The sequence below is a fragment of the Paenibacillus sp. J22P165 genome (genome assembly GCF_059692015.1).
In genome coordinates, this window is record NZ_JCAUAP010000012.1 from 1 (window position 1) to 16098 (window position 16098).

Below are 16098 nucleotides of genomic sequence, written 5' to 3' on the forward strand. Positions count from 1 at the left end.
GACAAAACAAGAAGCCCAGCAGAAGCTGTACAGGTATCTTGAGTTCTTTTACAACCGGACAAGGTCGAATAGCACCATTGGCTACATATCTCCCGCTCAATTTGAGCAACTTCAAATAGATGGAGAAAATCCAGTTAGTTTGCAGGAAGCAGTTGAAGCAGGTTCATTACTCCTAGGTCATTAACGGTCATTAACGAGAAAAGAGGCTGATTCAAAAGTCTAAATTGACTTTTTGAACAGCCTCTCTTCCATTATCCCTCACTCAATCCGATCCCAATCCACGTCGAGCTCCGAATCCCGCTCCTGCAACCGTCCCTCGCGGGCATCACGCTGCAACTCTTCTAGCCACTTTAACTCGGTAAAAGCACGTTTATAGCTCCCAACCAACATTTGCAGAACGACACGTGGAACAATGTTTATATGCTCGTGGTATAAGCTTTTCATCTTGTTCATAATCATTTTCTGTTCCAAAATTTTATGTTCAAGGATGTCCGCAATTTTGGCTTGGTCGCCATGGACGGTAAATGGCAGAGCGACATAAAGAGGATGATAGTGCTTAATCTCCTCATGCAATTGATGAGACAATAGTTCTTGGAACTTTCGCTTACCCGCTTCTGTGATTTGATAAATGGTCTTCTCGGGCCGATTCGTATCCCGCACGACTTCTAGTGCCTCTACAAGCCCCTCTTTATGCAGCTGATCCATTGCATAGTACAGCGAGCCATCCTGCAGCTTCATATAATTCGTCATGCCGCGTTCTTTCATCGTTTGGCGAATCTCATAGGTATGCCGATTGGCTTCCATTAATAGTCCGAGAATGACCAGCTTCATCGACATATGTGTAAACCTCCTAGTGTCCTACTGGTACATCTCCTTTAATAGGCGCTTTACCAACTTCTAGTTTAGCATTTCCCATTAATAAAATGAACGCGAGACCTAGTACAGCTAACACGATCGTGGTTTGGAAGACGACGGCAATGGAATCTGCCAAAGCTGCCAGCAGTTTATGCAAGACTTCAGTTGGAATATTCGCTCTCACTTCGGGTTGAAGCAGCATACGCGCATCATGAAACTTTTCTGCCATCGCTGGATCATTGAGTGAAGTGGTAATGTTATCTTTCAATGCGTTCACTTGAATGCTACCGAATATCGCAACGCCAATGGCAGAACCAACGGAACGGAAGAATGCAACTAAGGAGGTTACTGTACCTCGGCGACGGAAATCAACTTTATGAAGTGCGGACATGGATGTAATTGGGAAGCAAGCGCCAATCCCCAACCCTAGAATAATCATATAAGTTGTAATGACCCATCGCTCGGAATAAATGGAAATGCCGCCAAGCAGCGATGTCGCAACCAGCAGAAGTGCCACAGAGACAAGTAGTACATTCCGGTAGGAGAATTTACCGATAAATCTTCCACCTAACGCACTACTTACGACCACACCAAGCATCATAGGCGTTAATGTCGAGCCAGCAGATGTTGCAGATCCTTCGAATACACCTTGAATAAACAATGGAATGTACGTACCGGCTGAAATTAGCACAGCTCCATAAGCAAAGCTTACGCCCATACTTGAAGTAAACAAACGGTTTTTGAACAAATCAAGCGGTACAATTGGCTCTGCTGCATTTTTCTCAATGAGCAGAAAGCCAGCAAGCAGCACAACAAAACCAGCAAATAAACCAATAATCAGCATGGAATCCCACGCATACTCTTTACCGCCGAACTCTAAAGCGAACATTAAAGAAACAATAGCAGCTGTTAAAACAACGGTTCCAGCCCAATCAATCTTAGCTTTACTGTGCTCAACCTTCTCGTGGTAGAAGAAAATGATCATAAGCAGTGAAATAATACCTAACGGCAAATTGATAAAGAAAATCCATTCCCAAGTAACATGATCTGTGAAATAAGCACCAATAATAGGGCCAAGCACGCTGGATAATCCGAAGACAGCTCCGAACAAGCCTTGCATTTTACCCCGCTTCTCTGGAGGGAAAATATCAAAAATAATAGCAAAGGTAATCGGCATCAAAGCACCGCCACCTATCCCTTGAATAGCGCGGTAAATGATCAACTGCGTCATGGATGATGCTGTTCCACACAGGGCAGATCCAATCATGAAGACGACGATTCCGATAATGAAAAATAATTTGCGGCCATACATATCGGATAATTTACCGAATATCGGCATCGCCGCCACATTGGCAATCAGATAGGCCGAGAATACCCAGACGAATTGGCTGAAGCCACCTAGCTTGGATACAATCGTTGGCATCGCCGTGGATACAATCGTTTGATCCAAAGAAGCCAGCAAGAGCCCCAGCATCAAGCCCACAACGGTCCAAGTCGGATTTGATTTACGCGTTAAAGACATACTGTGAGTCTCCTCAATTATTATTTTAATTACATAAATTATTATATTCAAATTTGAGTAATTTGCAATTGAAAATTTGGGTTTATTAACCACTGCACTTCGCTAACTTATGCGCCATTCTCCACATTTATCCTGCCATGTTGCCTACTTAGCACTTCCTATCATATAATAAAGTAAGAAAAGGTTTTTATTCCCTTTACAATTTCGATAAATTTTATTTGTACCTCAACACCCTAAATCTAACTTGCAGGAGGTAATCTCATGAATATGAACCAGTTAGAAACCCTGCTCACGATTTCCAAGACGATGAGCTTCCGTAAAGCTGGTGAAATTCTAAACTTGACCCAACCTGCCGTTTCCGCGCAAATAAAAAGTCTTGAGGATGAATTCGGTACGATTCTGATCGATCGTAATCAGCCCGTCACTTTAACGGATAGTGGAAAACTTTTCTTAGAACATGCAGAGAAAATATTGCGGATCACGAGTGACCTGAAACAGCGTCTTTCCGATCTTAGCCAAACACCACAAGGGCATATCCATATTGGCACAACGACTTCCATTGCCATGCAGATATTACCCAGGGTCCTCTCCTATTTCCAAGATCAATTCCCGCTGATCAAAACAACAATTCATTCCATGACTTCATCTCAGATCATGACATCCGTGGAAAATGGTCATATCGATATTGGGATCACGTATTTGTTTGAGAAAAATCCAGCACTGGAGACGTCCGTGCTTTACTATGATAATTTTGAACTTATCGTCTCCACGCACCATCCTCTAAGCCGCTTCACACATTTATCAATCGAAAAACTTAGAAACATTCCGTTTATCATGCTTTCCCCAGAAACTGCGGGTCGACGTTTCGTCGATCAAATCTTCAAGTCCTATGATGTCTCGCCTCATATCGTCATGGAGTTGTCTAGCAGTGAGGAAGTGAAGCGCATGGTGGAGTTAAATCTGGGTGTTGCGATCATTTCCAAAATGTCTGTTGCTGATGAACTGCGACATGGCTCATTGAAGATGGTAAAAGTAAACGAATTGGATATTACCCATCCGGTAGGCGTAGTATATAAGTCAGGACGATACCTGAATTCTGCCATGCAACAATTTCTTCGCGATCTCAAAGGAATGCCTGAAACACAATTTATTGGTTCAGAATAGTTTACTTTTTAGGAGGACTTGCTGTGAAATTCGATCTACATACGCATCATGAGCGGTGCGGACATGCGCAAGATACTATACGTGACTATATTGAGGCTGCCATTGCAGCTGGCCTGCAAGTCATTGGCATCTCGGATCACTCCCCATACTTTGGAAGCTCCGAAGATCGTGCACAACCTGCCATCGCGATGGCAAAAAGCGAATTTCCTCGCTATATTGAGGAAGTGCTTCAGCTTAAAGAAGAATATTCAAGCAAAATCAATGTACTGCTAGGTGTAGAGTCTGATTATTTCCCAGAGCACGTGGAAATTTATAAGCAAGAATATGCCAAGTATCCGTTCGATTACATTATCGGTTCTGTCCATCTCTCCGGTGGGGTGAGTATCTTCAATCGCAACAGATGGAAGAAATTGAACGCAGCGGAGCACGTCGAGCACAAGGAAGAGTATTATCGCCTTATTGCTGAATCCGCGCGATCAGGTATGTTCCAAATTCTTGGACATATCGATGCTATGAAAGGCTTCTACCCAGCCTTTTCAGATATTGCTACGCCAAAGGTCGATGAGACTTTGAAAATCATTGGAGAATCCGGCGTTGCGATTGAGATTAATACGTCAGGCAAAACAAAAGATGTCGGCGGCTGGTACCCTTCACACGAAATTCTGGAGCGTGCGCTCCATTATGGGGTTGAGGTTACTTTCGGATCTGACGCCCATATCCCTAGTCGGGTAGCTGACGATTGGGAAGAAGTACAGAAAACCTTGAAAGAAATTGGATTCAAGCAGTGGGTCTATTTCGAAAAGAAACAGAAACAGATCGTCGCGCTGTAGCGGACTTTTCTTCAATAAACCAAAGAGGTGCTATCAACATGGGGGCACCTCTTTTATGTATCCTACTTTTAAATATCATAGGTATGAACAGATTTCTCGCCTAAGAAAGCTAGCTTCTCCTCTAAACCTTTACAGAATACAGCTTGCAGCTGCTCCTTTCTCATCGGTTTATGAAAATAATACCCTTGGATTTGATAACAGCCATTCGCCACTAAGAATCCCACCTGTTCTTCAGTTTCGACGCCCTCTGCAATCATTTGCAGCTGAAAGGCATTCGCGACAGAAATGATCGCTTTGATCATGGCCCGATCCTTGCTATCGGTTTGAATGCCGCGGACAAACGACTGATCCAGTTTAATTTTCGTGACGGGGAACCTTTTCAAATAACTGAGAGACGAATAATGGGTACCGAAATCATCAACGGAAATGGAGATACCTAGCTCTCGAAGCTTGTATAGGACCCCCATCTTCTCATCTAGCATAGCAACATTCTCTGTAATCTCCATCTCTAGGTAGCGTGCTTCCAGTCCTGTTTCTTCCAATATGGCCATAACCTTATCCACAAAGTGAACATCATTTAACTGTTTAACAGATATGTTAACGGAAATCATCTGAGGAACATCTTGTAGGCTATGCCAGGCTTTCATCTGCTCGCATGCGCCGCGGAGCACCCATTCGCCAATTACATCGATTAGCCCAAGCTCTTCTGCTAAGGGAATAAAATCAGATGGCGAGATGTATCCTTTTGTCGTATGATTCCAGCGCAAAAGTGCTTCTGCTCCAATAATAGTCCCTTGCAAGCAATCAATTTGCGGCTGATAGACAATTTCGAGTTCGTTACGTTCAAGTGACTGGCGAAGATGATTCTCCATTTCCAACTTCGAGATCGAGAGCATCTCCATCTGTTGATTGAAGAAGCAGAAGGAACTTCCGCTTTCTTTTTTAGCCATATACATCGCGATATCCGCATTCTTCAACAAAGCATCCCAAGTTGTGCCGCCATGTGGATACTGGACGATACCTATACTTGCATTAATAAAGAAAGCGCGATTCGCAAGTAGGCAAGGCGGTTTCAAGACAGCGATAAGTTGACCGCAAAATGCCTGGATATCCTGCTCGCTAGGACTGTTCTCTAACAAAATAGCAAATTCATCCCCACCAAATCTAGCAAAGGTATGGTAAGCCAAATTAGATTGCTGGATGCGGTAGACTACCTCTTGCAGCATATGATCGCCCATGTGATGCCCATGGGAATCGTTAACCATTTTGAAATTATCTAGATCAAAGAAAAGGACGACTAGCGAGGTGCCTCTTTTCTCATTGTAAGCAATCTGCTCTTTCAATATGATTTGAAAATGCGCGCGATTATGTATACCTGTCAGTACATCATGGTAGGCCATGTAGGATAACATTTGCTCCGATTCCTGCATCCGTTTCGTAGACTCCTGAAGCTCCTGCTGACCTGCAATCAACTCCTCATTCGCTGCGGTCAAATCTTCATTCGCAATCTGCAGCTCTTGCGTTCGTTCATCTACAGCTTGTCCCAATCGATCCCGTTGTCGAATCATATTAATAAAGAAGAATAAGCCTAGAAGCAAAACAAGAAGTATCGCACAGCGGGTAATTAGAATCTGATTATTCATCGCTTTGATTGCATGGACGGGAGGCGTCGCTGCTAACTCCCATTGTGTATCCCGAAGATCGATTACTGAGATCAAAGGCGACTGAAAGAAGGTGGCATTTTCCCCATAAAATGCGGTCATACCTGATCTTCGAATAGCCATCCTCGGACCCTCGGAATTCTTGTCTTTAATTCCTGATTCGCTGAGTAATTCGTCTACGTTGATTGCAACCGATACGAAGCCCCAGAAAACCCCATCTTGGAAAAGTGCTTTACGAGCTACCAAACCTTGCATGCCCTGAAGCAACGTAAATGGACCATCAGTTGTCATTTCTTTCGTTTGTAAGCCCACCAGAACTTGTGCCTGTACATGGGCTCGAGGATCCTTGAGTAGATCCCAATTCATAATATTTTCGTTACCTTTGAAAGGATAGACGTACTTCATAACCCCATGTGGTGCAATCACCACATTCAAAGCGGAAGCCTGTGAACCTGCATACAAAGCTTCGATGTAAGATTGAATTTCTTGATCACTTTTATCTTGCAAATAGCTGGCACTTACGTAGGCTTCAAGACTAACCATCAAATTAAAGTTGCGATTAATGACAGACTGCAGGGCAACCGCTTTAGCGGACAATTGAGCCCTTTCTGTACTTTGCAATTCATTAAGCAGCGATGTTTTATAGGTGGTGAGAACCGATTCAGACGAAGTAAAGAGAAGGACAAAGATGAGGGATAGGAAGATATACTGCAATTTGTTCATAGGTCTCTCCTCCCATATTTAATTAGAACAAATGACACGATTCGACATCTTTCTTTATTATTTCATCTTCTCTCCCTTACTGGCAATATATTTATTTGCTGCCCAAGATGATTTGGAATCGTTACGTTCCTTCTAACTGAGAATGCTTTCTATGGAATGGATTCCCACGTTTCCAACCTTGTTATATAATTAAGCTAGACGACCTTGAACGAATGGAGACATGAAGATGGATATACATACAATTTCTATGCACCTCATTGATGAAGACACGGACCAACCCCGTTATCAATTCGATGAAGAGGCATTACAAGAATTAATGAAAAGTATTGGTGAAATTGGCTTACTCTCTCCGATTAAAGTACGCACTACCACTGACAATCGGTATAAGATTATTTATGGAAATCGCCGCTACAAAGCTAGTAAAATGCTAGGTCTTCCAACAATCCCTTGTATCGTATCCACGGTAACGGATGAGATGGAAATTTATTTGGAACAGATTGCTGAAAATCTAACACGAGAAGGCTTCTCTCCGATTGAGGAAGCCGAAGCTTTTCATAAGCTCATGCATGACTCGAAGTTTAGCTCTTCCATTAAATATCTCTCTAGCAAGCTGGGCAAGCCTGAATCCTATATCAAAAACAAATGTGAGCTGCTCAAGTTTGGGAACGCCATTAAGAAGCTCATCGTTTCTGGAACCGAGATCCGTAAAGACAAGCTCACAGAGGATCAATTGTTACCGCTGAAGGATCTGCCAATGGAGCATCGTGATCCTATTGCGCTGATCATGGCACGTGATGAGATGCCAGTCAGTGATGTGAAGAAAATTGCGAAGATGTTTAAGGACAAGGACATCTCTGACAGAATCAAAGGCCAGTTGCTTTATAAGTCTGGGCCTGAATTAATTGAAACCTGGTCCACCTTCCAGAACAATCGAGCAGAGCGAGCGAAACCCATTACAGCCAAGGCACCTGCCAAGGCTGAGAAGGTTAAAGATCAGGTTAATGAGGCGGAGACAGCTAGTGAAACTGCAGTTGAAGTCAAAGATGTAGTCGTAGCACCAACTACGTCTCCCTCTGAGCAACCCGGCGTTCACGCAGTCACTGTAAACCCACTTCATGCTAAACTGCAGCAATGGATTCGCACATTTCCTGCTCCACCCGCTCCAAGCGAACTAGCTATGGCGCAGGATGAGATGAATGAACAACAAAAAGAACTGTTCTCACAGGACGTCTCGACGTTAGTGGAACAGTTGGAACAACAATTGGAAGCTTGGAAAAAGATTCAAGTATTCGCTGTCTCGCAGTAATGATTACAGACGCCGCATGTGACTCACGCTTATCCTACCTAGGAAAGCACGGGCTGGATGCGGTGTTTTGTTGATTGTTCGAATCCATAGGCAATTCGAAGCAACGTAAGTTCACTGTACGCCGCTCCAATGAAAGTAATGCCTTGCGGACCTTTGGTCATATAGCCGCCTGGTGCGATAATCCCTGTTGCAGCGTACCCGCCAGGAACCGTTATCGAAGGATAGCCCGCTCTAGCAGCGAGGTCAGCACCGCCTTCATTCCCCAGAAATAAGAGCGCATCAAGCTGATGCTCCTGAAGCGCATAATCAATGCCGAGTGCACGAGCATACTCCCCATTTTTCCTCAGACTATCTGTATAAGCTTGCTCCGTTAATGTCCCGCTTGTTTGCTCTGACCTCACTAAATTTCCTTGCCCATATTTCAGTGTCTTAGGCGCATGCTCATCATTAAAGGCAATGACTTCAGCCAAAGAATGAACCGGTACATGTTCGGGCAGCTTTGCTAGATAATCATTCAAGCCCTTTTTAAACTCGTATAACATGACATTGTAATCCCAATTTATTTGTTCACAGGGCAGTACGACCGGATCGATAATCGATGCCCCTTTTTTCTTCAAAACGGCAATCGCCGCTTCAACGATTTCAAGTCTAGCTTCATCTAAATGCTCATAATAAAAACGGGGAATTCCGATACGAGCCTTTGCCAAAAAACCATCTTCAAGGAATTGGGTATAATCCTGAACCGAATGCCCCTTACTTGATAACGTAGCAGCATCCCTCTCATCTATTCCTGTCAAAGCGCCAAGTACGATCGCTGCGTCCCGAACCGATCTAGCCATAGGGCCCGCAGTGTCTTGACTATGCGCAATCGGAATTATGCCTGATCGACTAACAAGCCCTAAGGTCGGCTTAATACCAACGAGACTGTTTTGACTGGAAGGGCTAATAATCGAGCCCGATGTTTCCGTGCCAATGGCAGCAGCTGCAAAATGTGCTGCCGTTGCTACCGCAGAACCAGAGCTTGACCCACCGACGAAAAACTCACCTGGGCCATATGGATTCAGGGTCAATCCGCCTCGAGAGCTATACCCTGCCCAGATTTGTCCGGACATGAAACCAGCCCATTCGGTCATATTGGTTTTACCAAGTAAGACGGCGCCAGCCGCGCGAAGCTGAGACGCGACAAAAGAATCCTCAGCAGCAAACGAATTGGCAAGGGATAGCGAGCCAGCACTCGTATGCATCCTGTCCTGCGTATCGATATTATCCTTTAATAGAATAGGAATACCGTGCAATATCCCGCGCGCTCCTTTGGAACTTCTTTCTTTGTCTAGAGCTTCCGCAATGTGCAGTGCATCTGGATTTATTTCCAAAATTGCATGCAATACGGAATCATACTTCGCAATACGAGCTAGATACATTTGCACGATCTGCACCGAGGTAACCACCCCCGCCGTCATCGCTTCCTGGATGCTTATAATATCTGCTTCAATCAGCCATTTCTCTTGTATTGGGTCTATCGACATAGGTGAACTCCTCATCTTTTCTGTGATAGCTACAACATTTCTACATCTGATATACATTTCCTGTAAAAGGAAGTCGGCGAGTTTACCTATAAGCAACTATCGGGGAAAAGTTAAGTTAAAATCCGAACAATCACCCACTACCACACTACCATACAAGTATGGTAATATGAGTTTAGGTTACGTGTAGCAAAGGAGACCCGCATGGATTTTTTCAAAAAACCACTGATTAGCTCAACCCGAGATGCTGTCTACCACACGCTAAAAGATCAAATTCTAAGTCTTACCCTGCTCCCAGGAGCCACCATTTCGGAGAAAGAAATGTCGGTAAGCTTCAATGTGAGTCGGACGCCTGTTCGTGAAAGCTTCGTCCAACTTGCACAGGAAGGTCTGCTCGACATCTACCCGCAACGCGGTACGGTTGTCTCTCGCATTGATTTGGAGCTAGTGGATGAAGCACGCTTCATTCGCGAACATCTAGAAAGCGCTGTTATTCGCTTGGCCTGTTTGTCTTTTCCAGACGAGTCTCTGCGTTTACTTCAAATGAATTTGGCCTCGCAGAAAGTGTGCATGGATGAACAAGACTACAAGAGAATGTTCGAGCTTGATGAAGCGTTTCATCGAACGATTTTCGAAGGCTGCAAGAAAATGAACACATGGGCGGTCATTGGGCAAATTAATGTACATTTGAACCGTACCCGTATGCTTCGCTTAGCGACGGATCATCATTGGGATGAGCTTTATGCGCAACATAGGCAAATTGTTGATGCCATCAAGGAGCAGAAGCCTGATACGGCAGAGCAATTAATCCGTGCTCATCTTCACGTCGGCATTGCCGATCAAGCGTTATTGAAAGAGAAATTCCCTACGTATTTCAAATAGGTTGATAACAATGGAGGCGAGTGCACAGTTATGAAAATGGTATTCCGCTGGTTTGGAGAGGGCAACGATACGGTCTCGCTTAAGCAAATTAAACAAATTCCTGGTGTAGAAGGCATTGTCTGGGCACTCCATGATGTTCCTGCCGGTGAAGAATGGCCGATAGACAAGATTCAGAAGATCAAAGCCGAAGCTGATACCGCTGGCCTGCATATGCAAGTTGTAGAAAGCGTCAACATTCATGAAGACATTAAATTAGGACTGCCAAGTCGTGATATCTACATCGCTAATTATAAGAAAACGATCGCAACACTGGCACAAGTTGGAGTCAAAGTCATTTGCTACAATTTCATGCCTGTCTTCGACTGGGTACGGACGGATTTACATAAGGAGCTGGAAGACGGCTCTACGGCATTATTTTATGAAAAAAGTAAAATTGCCAATCTCGATCTTGCCGAGCATGTCGGTCGAATTAATGCCAATCCTGATTTCAGCATGCCTGGCTGGGAGCCTGAGCGACTGGCTCATTTGACGGAACTTTTTGACGCATATAAAGATGTCACCGAAGAGCATCTCTGGGCAAATCTCAAGTATTTCTTAGATGAAATCATTCCTGTAGCCGCTGAGCACGGCATCCGAATGGCCATCCACCCGGATGACCCGCCATGGTCCGTCTTTGGATTGCCTAGATTGATGACGAGCCAAGCGAATATTCGCCGCTTCTTAGCCTTACATCACAGCCCGTATAACGGGCTTACGATGTGCAGTGGCTCACTCGGTGCGAACCCGAGCAATGATATTGTCTCGATCGTGCATGAATTCGCAGATCGGATTCCTTTTGCCCATCTGCGGAATGTTCGCGTATATGAGAATGGTGATTTCATCGAGACCTCTCATCGTACGAAGGATGGCACGGTGGATATGTCAGGTATTGTGCAGGCGCTGCATGCCAACAATTACGAAGGTTTCTGCCGTCCGGATCATGGCCGACATATTTGGGATGAGCGCTGCAGACCTGGGTATGGGCTCTATGACCGCGCATTAGGAATCATGTATTTATGGGGACTTTGGGACATGCTGTGTCGCCAAGACGTTACATCACAAAAAGGAGTTGTCACTGAATATGAGCCTATTAACTAATTTTCCATCCCTCAAGGGGAAAGTCGTCGTGATTACAGGGGGCGCTGGCGTCCTATGCCGCGTGATGGCTGTCGAACTAGCTAGACAAGGCGCACGTGTTGCTATTCTAAATCGCACCCACGAGAAAGGCTTAGCTGTGGTTCGTGAAATTGAGGAGGCTGGTGGCGAAGCGATTGCTGTTGCCTGCGATGTCACAGTAGCTGAAAGTGTAGAGCAAGCCGCCGCCTCTGTAATCGAGCAGCTGGGCACTTGTGATATTCTGATTAATGGCGCAGGCGGCAATCATGCCAGTGCGAATACGACGAATGAGATTTTCAAAATGGAGGATGTGGCGAATCCCGATGTACAATCCTTCTATGATCTAAGCATCCCTGGTTTCCGCAACGTGCTGGATCTTAACTTCGTGGGTACATTGATTCCAACGCAAGTGTTTACTAAACATATGCATGGCAAAGATGGCGCAACCGTCATTAATATCTCCTCCATGAGCGCGCCTTCGCCAATGACGAAAGTTCCTGCCTACAGCGCAGCCAAAGCAGCTATCGACAATTTTACGAAATGGTTAGCTGTTCACTTGGCAGAAAGCGGCATTCGTGTGAATGCCATTGCACCAGGGTTCTTTTTGACAGAGCAAAATGCCAAATTGTTAATGAAAGAAGACGGCTCACTAACGGACCGCTCGCATAAAATCATTGCCCACACCCCCATGCGCCGATTTGGCAAGCCGGAAGATTTACTAGGCACGTTGCTATGGCTGGCCGATTCCGATATGTCCCGCTTCGTTACGGGTACGACGATCCCTGTGGATGGCGGATTTATGGCCTATTCGGGCGTTTAGATTTTGTTCGTCTAGACGGAGTGAAGCACACGCCGTTTCATTGCATAACGCTCATTGTGAGCTATGCCATGGAACGGTTTTTGTTTGTTTATACTTGATAATTTGCAGGAGGGTGATTCGAATGCAAGCAAAAGTACGAAGAATGGATGCAAGCGATGATCGCATACACGGTGACTGGGAACGTCAATCAGCGAAGGCGGGAATTGTTAGTGGTCTGCTAATGTGGCCACATACAACAAAAAACCTTAAGTATGATCTCATCCTCCCCTCCTAACCTAGAGAATCTTGATGAGTACCAACTTAAGGTGCGATATGCATGCTCCTTCAACACCGCTTACACTTCATCCGGAATACACACGATAATACGTTTAATTTCCGCTTCAATCTCAGCAAGCTGCTCCACGTAATTTGCTTTCTCGACAATCGCGGATTGGAGCTTAACCGCTTCCGCATGCAGAGCATCGGCCGACAAGCTGCCGGCTACACCGATGAGTGTATGTGCTGCTCTTTTGGCAGCCACCCAATCCTCCTCATGTTGATATCCCCGAAGCTGATCAGCAAAATCGCTGTAATTTTTCTTAAACAACTGCAGCATAACGAGAAGGATACTTTCTTTCCCCTCTACGCGGGCCAAAGCCCCTTCCCAGTCTATCGCAGCAATGCCTTGATAATAAGGCGTTTCTTCAACAAGGTGAGGTTCCTTCATGTTTCTTTCTCGTTCATTCCCCATCTTAGGCTCTATCCATTTATGAATGACTCGGAACAGATGCTTCACATCTAATGGCTTACTAACGATATCGTTCATACCCATTCGGATATAGGCTTCATGGTCCTGTTTGACCACGTTAGCTGTAAGTCCGATAATTGGCAATTCACGAAATTTTGGATTCAACCGAATCCGTCTCGTTGCTTCTACACCATCCATAACAGGCATGTGGATATCCATAAGAACCAATGCAAACTCGCTTTTTTCCAGCTTATCCAATGCTTCTTCACCATTTGTCGCTAGGGTGACCTTATAGCCTCGCTCCTCAATGAGCTCCGTAGCAACTTGTTGATTGATATCATTATCTTCAACAAGAAGAATATGCCCCCTTGCTTGATTAGCAAGTGAGTCATTCAATTTCGGCCCATAAGTAGCTTCCTGCGTCTGATCATTAGCATGGAACAAATAGTTCAGCGTCTGATGCAGTTCTAGTCGGCTAATCGGTTTAACAAGCACCGCATCAGGTCTGATCTCTTCTGGAAGTGTAAGTAGCTCTTCCTTCCCCATGGAAGATGTCAAACAAATGATACGCGTACGATCTCGATGAATGTTTGTAAGGAGCGTATCCCATGTCTCTAAACCATACATGTCATCGCTTTCCATATCGAGGATGAGGCACGGATATTCATCTTCTCTTTCTTCTTGGTCTCTCAGTTGCTGAAATAACGCAAACCATGAAGGAATGGTCGTGACTAGGAGAGAAAATGACTCCAACATTTCCTGCAAGCTGTTTCTCATCAGCGGATGGTCCTCGACAACCAAAATGCGATAAGGGGTATTCCCTTCGCCAATATCCCACTCATCAGGATCGTCCTGCTCAATCACTTGGAATGGCAGTGTAAATGCGAACCGGCTCCCGCTTCCAACTGTGCTTTGAACGTTAAGCACCCCGCCCATCAGACTGATCAAATGTTGACTGATTGGAAGCCCCAAACCCGTTCCGCCATACTCGCGACTCGTTGAGCCATCTGCTTGAGAGAAAGGTTCAAATATGAAAGAAAGGCGATCTGTCGATATGCCAATACCGGAATCTTCTACGCTAAACTGCAGTCGTATCTCTTCAGATGTTGACTGCGGACACAGCTCGATATGAAGCATGACATAGCCCGCGCTAGTAAATTTAATTGCATTGCTGCAGAGATTCAGCAGAACCTGTTTCAATCGCAACGGGTCTCCTAGTAATTGTCTAGGCAGTTCGGCTGGTGTGCTAAAAATAAGCTCAATCGGATGGCTCTTCGATAACACACTGCAAATGTTAGAGAGCTCCTTCAACAACCCATCCAGATGAAAACTTGTTCGTTCTACCTCTAATTTCCCTGCCTCTACTTTGGATATGTCCAACACATCATTGATAATCCCTAATAAAGTGTGTGAGGAAGAGGTAATATTCGTTAAGTAATCCTTCTGATGATCAGAGAGTGGTGTTTTCCCTAAAAGTTGTGATAGCCCGATGATTCCATTCAAAGGCGTACGAATTTCATGGCTCATTTTAGCAATAAAATGACTTTTCGCGTGGTTCGCTTGATCAGCCGCATGACGCATAGAGGCTTCCGTAAAATCGTGTAGCGTACCCACAATGCCTTTCACTTCACCTGTTGCGTGATGATAGGCTGAAAGTGTAACCCGATAGTTTCTTCGTATTCCCTCTGATGAAGGAAGTGTCATCTCAAACCTCACATTTTCTTCACTGATAAGCACTTTCTGAAAATGCTGCTCCCAAATCTTCTGCTCCGAAAGGGGGAGAAATGCGGTTATTTTTACGCCTAGCATGTCCTCTAATCTGCTTTGTGAGAGTTGACAAGCCGCTTGATTGGCCGAGGTAATTTCACCTTCGGTTGTGAAACCAAGAATCCCTTCTTGCGAGTTCTCAACGAGAATCCGATTCCGTTCCTCACTTTCCTGTATGCGACGCTCCGCCAAAGTCTTTTCGGTAACATCTGTTGCCGAGCCTATTACTTCAACCACCTGTTCACCATCAAATACGGGTTGTAAAGTAGTGAAGATAACTTTCCCTTGGACGTCCATCTCATAAGCCACTGGCTTTCCTTCATAAGCTTCTTCATACTTCGCCTGTAAGAACAGCGCAACATCCTTTGAAAAATAGGGAATCGTATGGACATTTCGATAGAAATAGTCGTCGGGTTTAATCCCGAGCTGATGCAATAATTGACCATCGATAATGGTATATACCAATTTATTTTGTACTTTTTTGAGCTTAAACGTAAGCCCAGGCTGGAATCGCAGAATATCCGATAGCTCTTGCTGCATATGACGCACTTGCCCTCTAAGCTCTTCAGCACGTAGGAAATAGCGGATAAGTCCAGCTACGAACAGGCCCGCTGCTAGATGCAGGAGTAAGTTCGGAATCACAAGTTCAGTGGCAGGAAGCTGATAGATCACTACCATATCGACGAATAAAACACTGACAGGACATAACACGAGCAGCAACCATTTGACTGCAAAGTTCCGGATGTAGTAATGAATAAGCGTACATCCCGCATAGATAATAAAGCCCAAAATCGATACGCGCAGCAAAACCGCAGGATCTATCATCGTTCGACCAATAATAATGATAACCGTTGTGATAAATCCCGAGACGCCTCCACCAATGAACGTGGCCATCAGTATTGCAATCGCTTTCAAATCTAAAATGTGCCTTTCGCCCACATGGACACCGAGAAAGGCAAGTACAACACCGAATAACCCGTGCGTGATACCCGCCAATAGTTGAAATTTCCATCGAGCTGTTGCCTTTAATTTAGGAGAGAAAAAAATCTGAATAGAAATAAATACAAATACCGCTACGATCGAAAAATTGTTTAATAGGTCTTTCAGCATCGTACTCACCCCATCGGATTGCGCTCATCCATCTATCACTATTATAGATATCA

At 44.8% G+C, this 16098-nt stretch carries 12 protein-coding genes and 1 pseudogene; 8 read left to right on the forward strand and 5 right to left on the reverse strand.

What is annotated here, in order from left to right; translation table 11 throughout:
- Positions 1-184, forward strand: a pseudogene (locus tag AC58QM_RS27420) (hypothetical protein); the annotation flags it as partial.
- A 74-nt stretch (positions 185-258) separates the two neighbouring features.
- Here the strand turns inward: AC58QM_RS27420 and AC58QM_RS27425 are convergent.
- Together AC58QM_RS27425 and AC58QM_RS27430 are read right to left on the reverse strand one after the other, a co-directional pair.
- On the reverse strand, positions 259-837 hold the full coding sequence (locus tag AC58QM_RS27425) for a PadR family transcriptional regulator (protein ID WP_497287973.1): 579 nt from the start codon (positions 835-837) through the stop codon (positions 259-261).
- A gap of 13 nt (positions 838-850) precedes the next feature.
- Positions 851-2377 carry an MDR family MFS transporter gene (locus AC58QM_RS27430; protein ID WP_497287974.1) on the reverse strand — a complete coding sequence of 509 codons (1527 nt, stop codon included), beginning with the start codon at positions 2375-2377 and terminating at the stop codon, positions 851-853.
- Between the two features lie 261 nt (positions 2378-2638).
- Here AC58QM_RS27430 and AC58QM_RS27435 point away from each other — a divergent pair, with 261 nt between their 5' ends.
- On the forward strand, positions 2639-3541 hold the full coding sequence (locus AC58QM_RS27435) for a LysR family transcriptional regulator (RefSeq protein WP_056613689.1): 903 nt from the start codon (positions 2639-2641) through the stop codon (positions 3539-3541).
- Between the two features lie 23 nt (positions 3542-3564).
- On the forward strand, positions 3565-4371 hold the full coding sequence (locus AC58QM_RS27440) for a histidinol-phosphatase (protein WP_497287975.1): 807 nt from the start codon (positions 3565-3567) through the stop codon (positions 4369-4371).
- A gap of 68 nt (positions 4372-4439) precedes the next feature.
- On the opposite strand, the gene AC58QM_RS27445 is transcribed toward AC58QM_RS27440, so the two are convergent.
- On the reverse strand, positions 4440-6755 hold the full coding sequence (locus tag AC58QM_RS27445) for a bifunctional diguanylate cyclase/phosphodiesterase (RefSeq protein ID WP_497287976.1): 2316 nt from the start codon (positions 6753-6755) through the stop codon (positions 4440-4442).
- Positions 6756-6981: 226 nt separating this feature from the next.
- Between AC58QM_RS27445 and AC58QM_RS27450 the strand changes: the two genes are divergently transcribed.
- Positions 6982-8061 (forward strand): ParB/RepB/Spo0J family partition protein, encoded by a 1080-nt coding sequence (locus AC58QM_RS27450; RefSeq protein ID WP_497287977.1) that lies wholly within the window; start codon positions 6982-6984, stop codon positions 8059-8061.
- 38 nt (positions 8062-8099) lie between these two features.
- Here the strand turns inward: AC58QM_RS27450 and AC58QM_RS27455 are convergent, their stop codons facing one another.
- Positions 8100-9587, reverse strand: coding sequence for an amidase family protein (locus AC58QM_RS27455; protein ID WP_497287978.1), 1488 nt, complete (start codon positions 9585-9587; stop codon positions 8100-8102).
- A 201-nt stretch (positions 9588-9788) separates the two neighbouring features.
- Between AC58QM_RS27455 and AC58QM_RS27460 the strand changes: the two genes are divergently transcribed.
- From AC58QM_RS27460 to AC58QM_RS27475, 4 genes are all read left to right on the forward strand, one after another.
- Complete coding sequence (locus tag AC58QM_RS27460) at positions 9789-10466, forward strand: GntR family transcriptional regulator (RefSeq protein ID WP_497287979.1); 678 nt, start codon at positions 9789-9791, stop codon at positions 10464-10466.
- A gap of 30 nt (positions 10467-10496) precedes the next feature.
- A complete protein-coding gene (uxuA, locus tag AC58QM_RS27465) occupies positions 10497-11603 on the forward strand; it encodes a mannonate dehydratase (protein ID WP_497287980.1) in 1107 nt (368 codons plus the stop codon).
- Positions 11587-12441: an SDR family oxidoreductase gene (locus AC58QM_RS27470; protein WP_497287981.1), complete on the forward strand. Its 855-nt coding sequence runs from the start codon at positions 11587-11589 to the stop codon at positions 12439-12441. The genes uxuA and AC58QM_RS27470 overlap by 17 nt, the downstream gene beginning before the upstream one ends.
- A gap of 121 nt (positions 12442-12562) precedes the next feature.
- On the forward strand, positions 12563-12715 hold the full coding sequence (locus AC58QM_RS27475) for a hypothetical protein (protein WP_497287982.1): 153 nt from the start codon (positions 12563-12565) through the stop codon (positions 12713-12715).
- A 60-nt stretch (positions 12716-12775) separates the two neighbouring features.
- Here the strand turns inward: AC58QM_RS27475 and AC58QM_RS27480 are convergent, their stop codons facing one another.
- On the reverse strand, positions 12776-16045 hold the full coding sequence (locus tag AC58QM_RS27480) for a response regulator (protein ID WP_497287983.1): 3270 nt from the start codon (positions 16043-16045) through the stop codon (positions 12776-12778).
- Positions 16046-16098 lie beyond the last annotated feature (53 nt).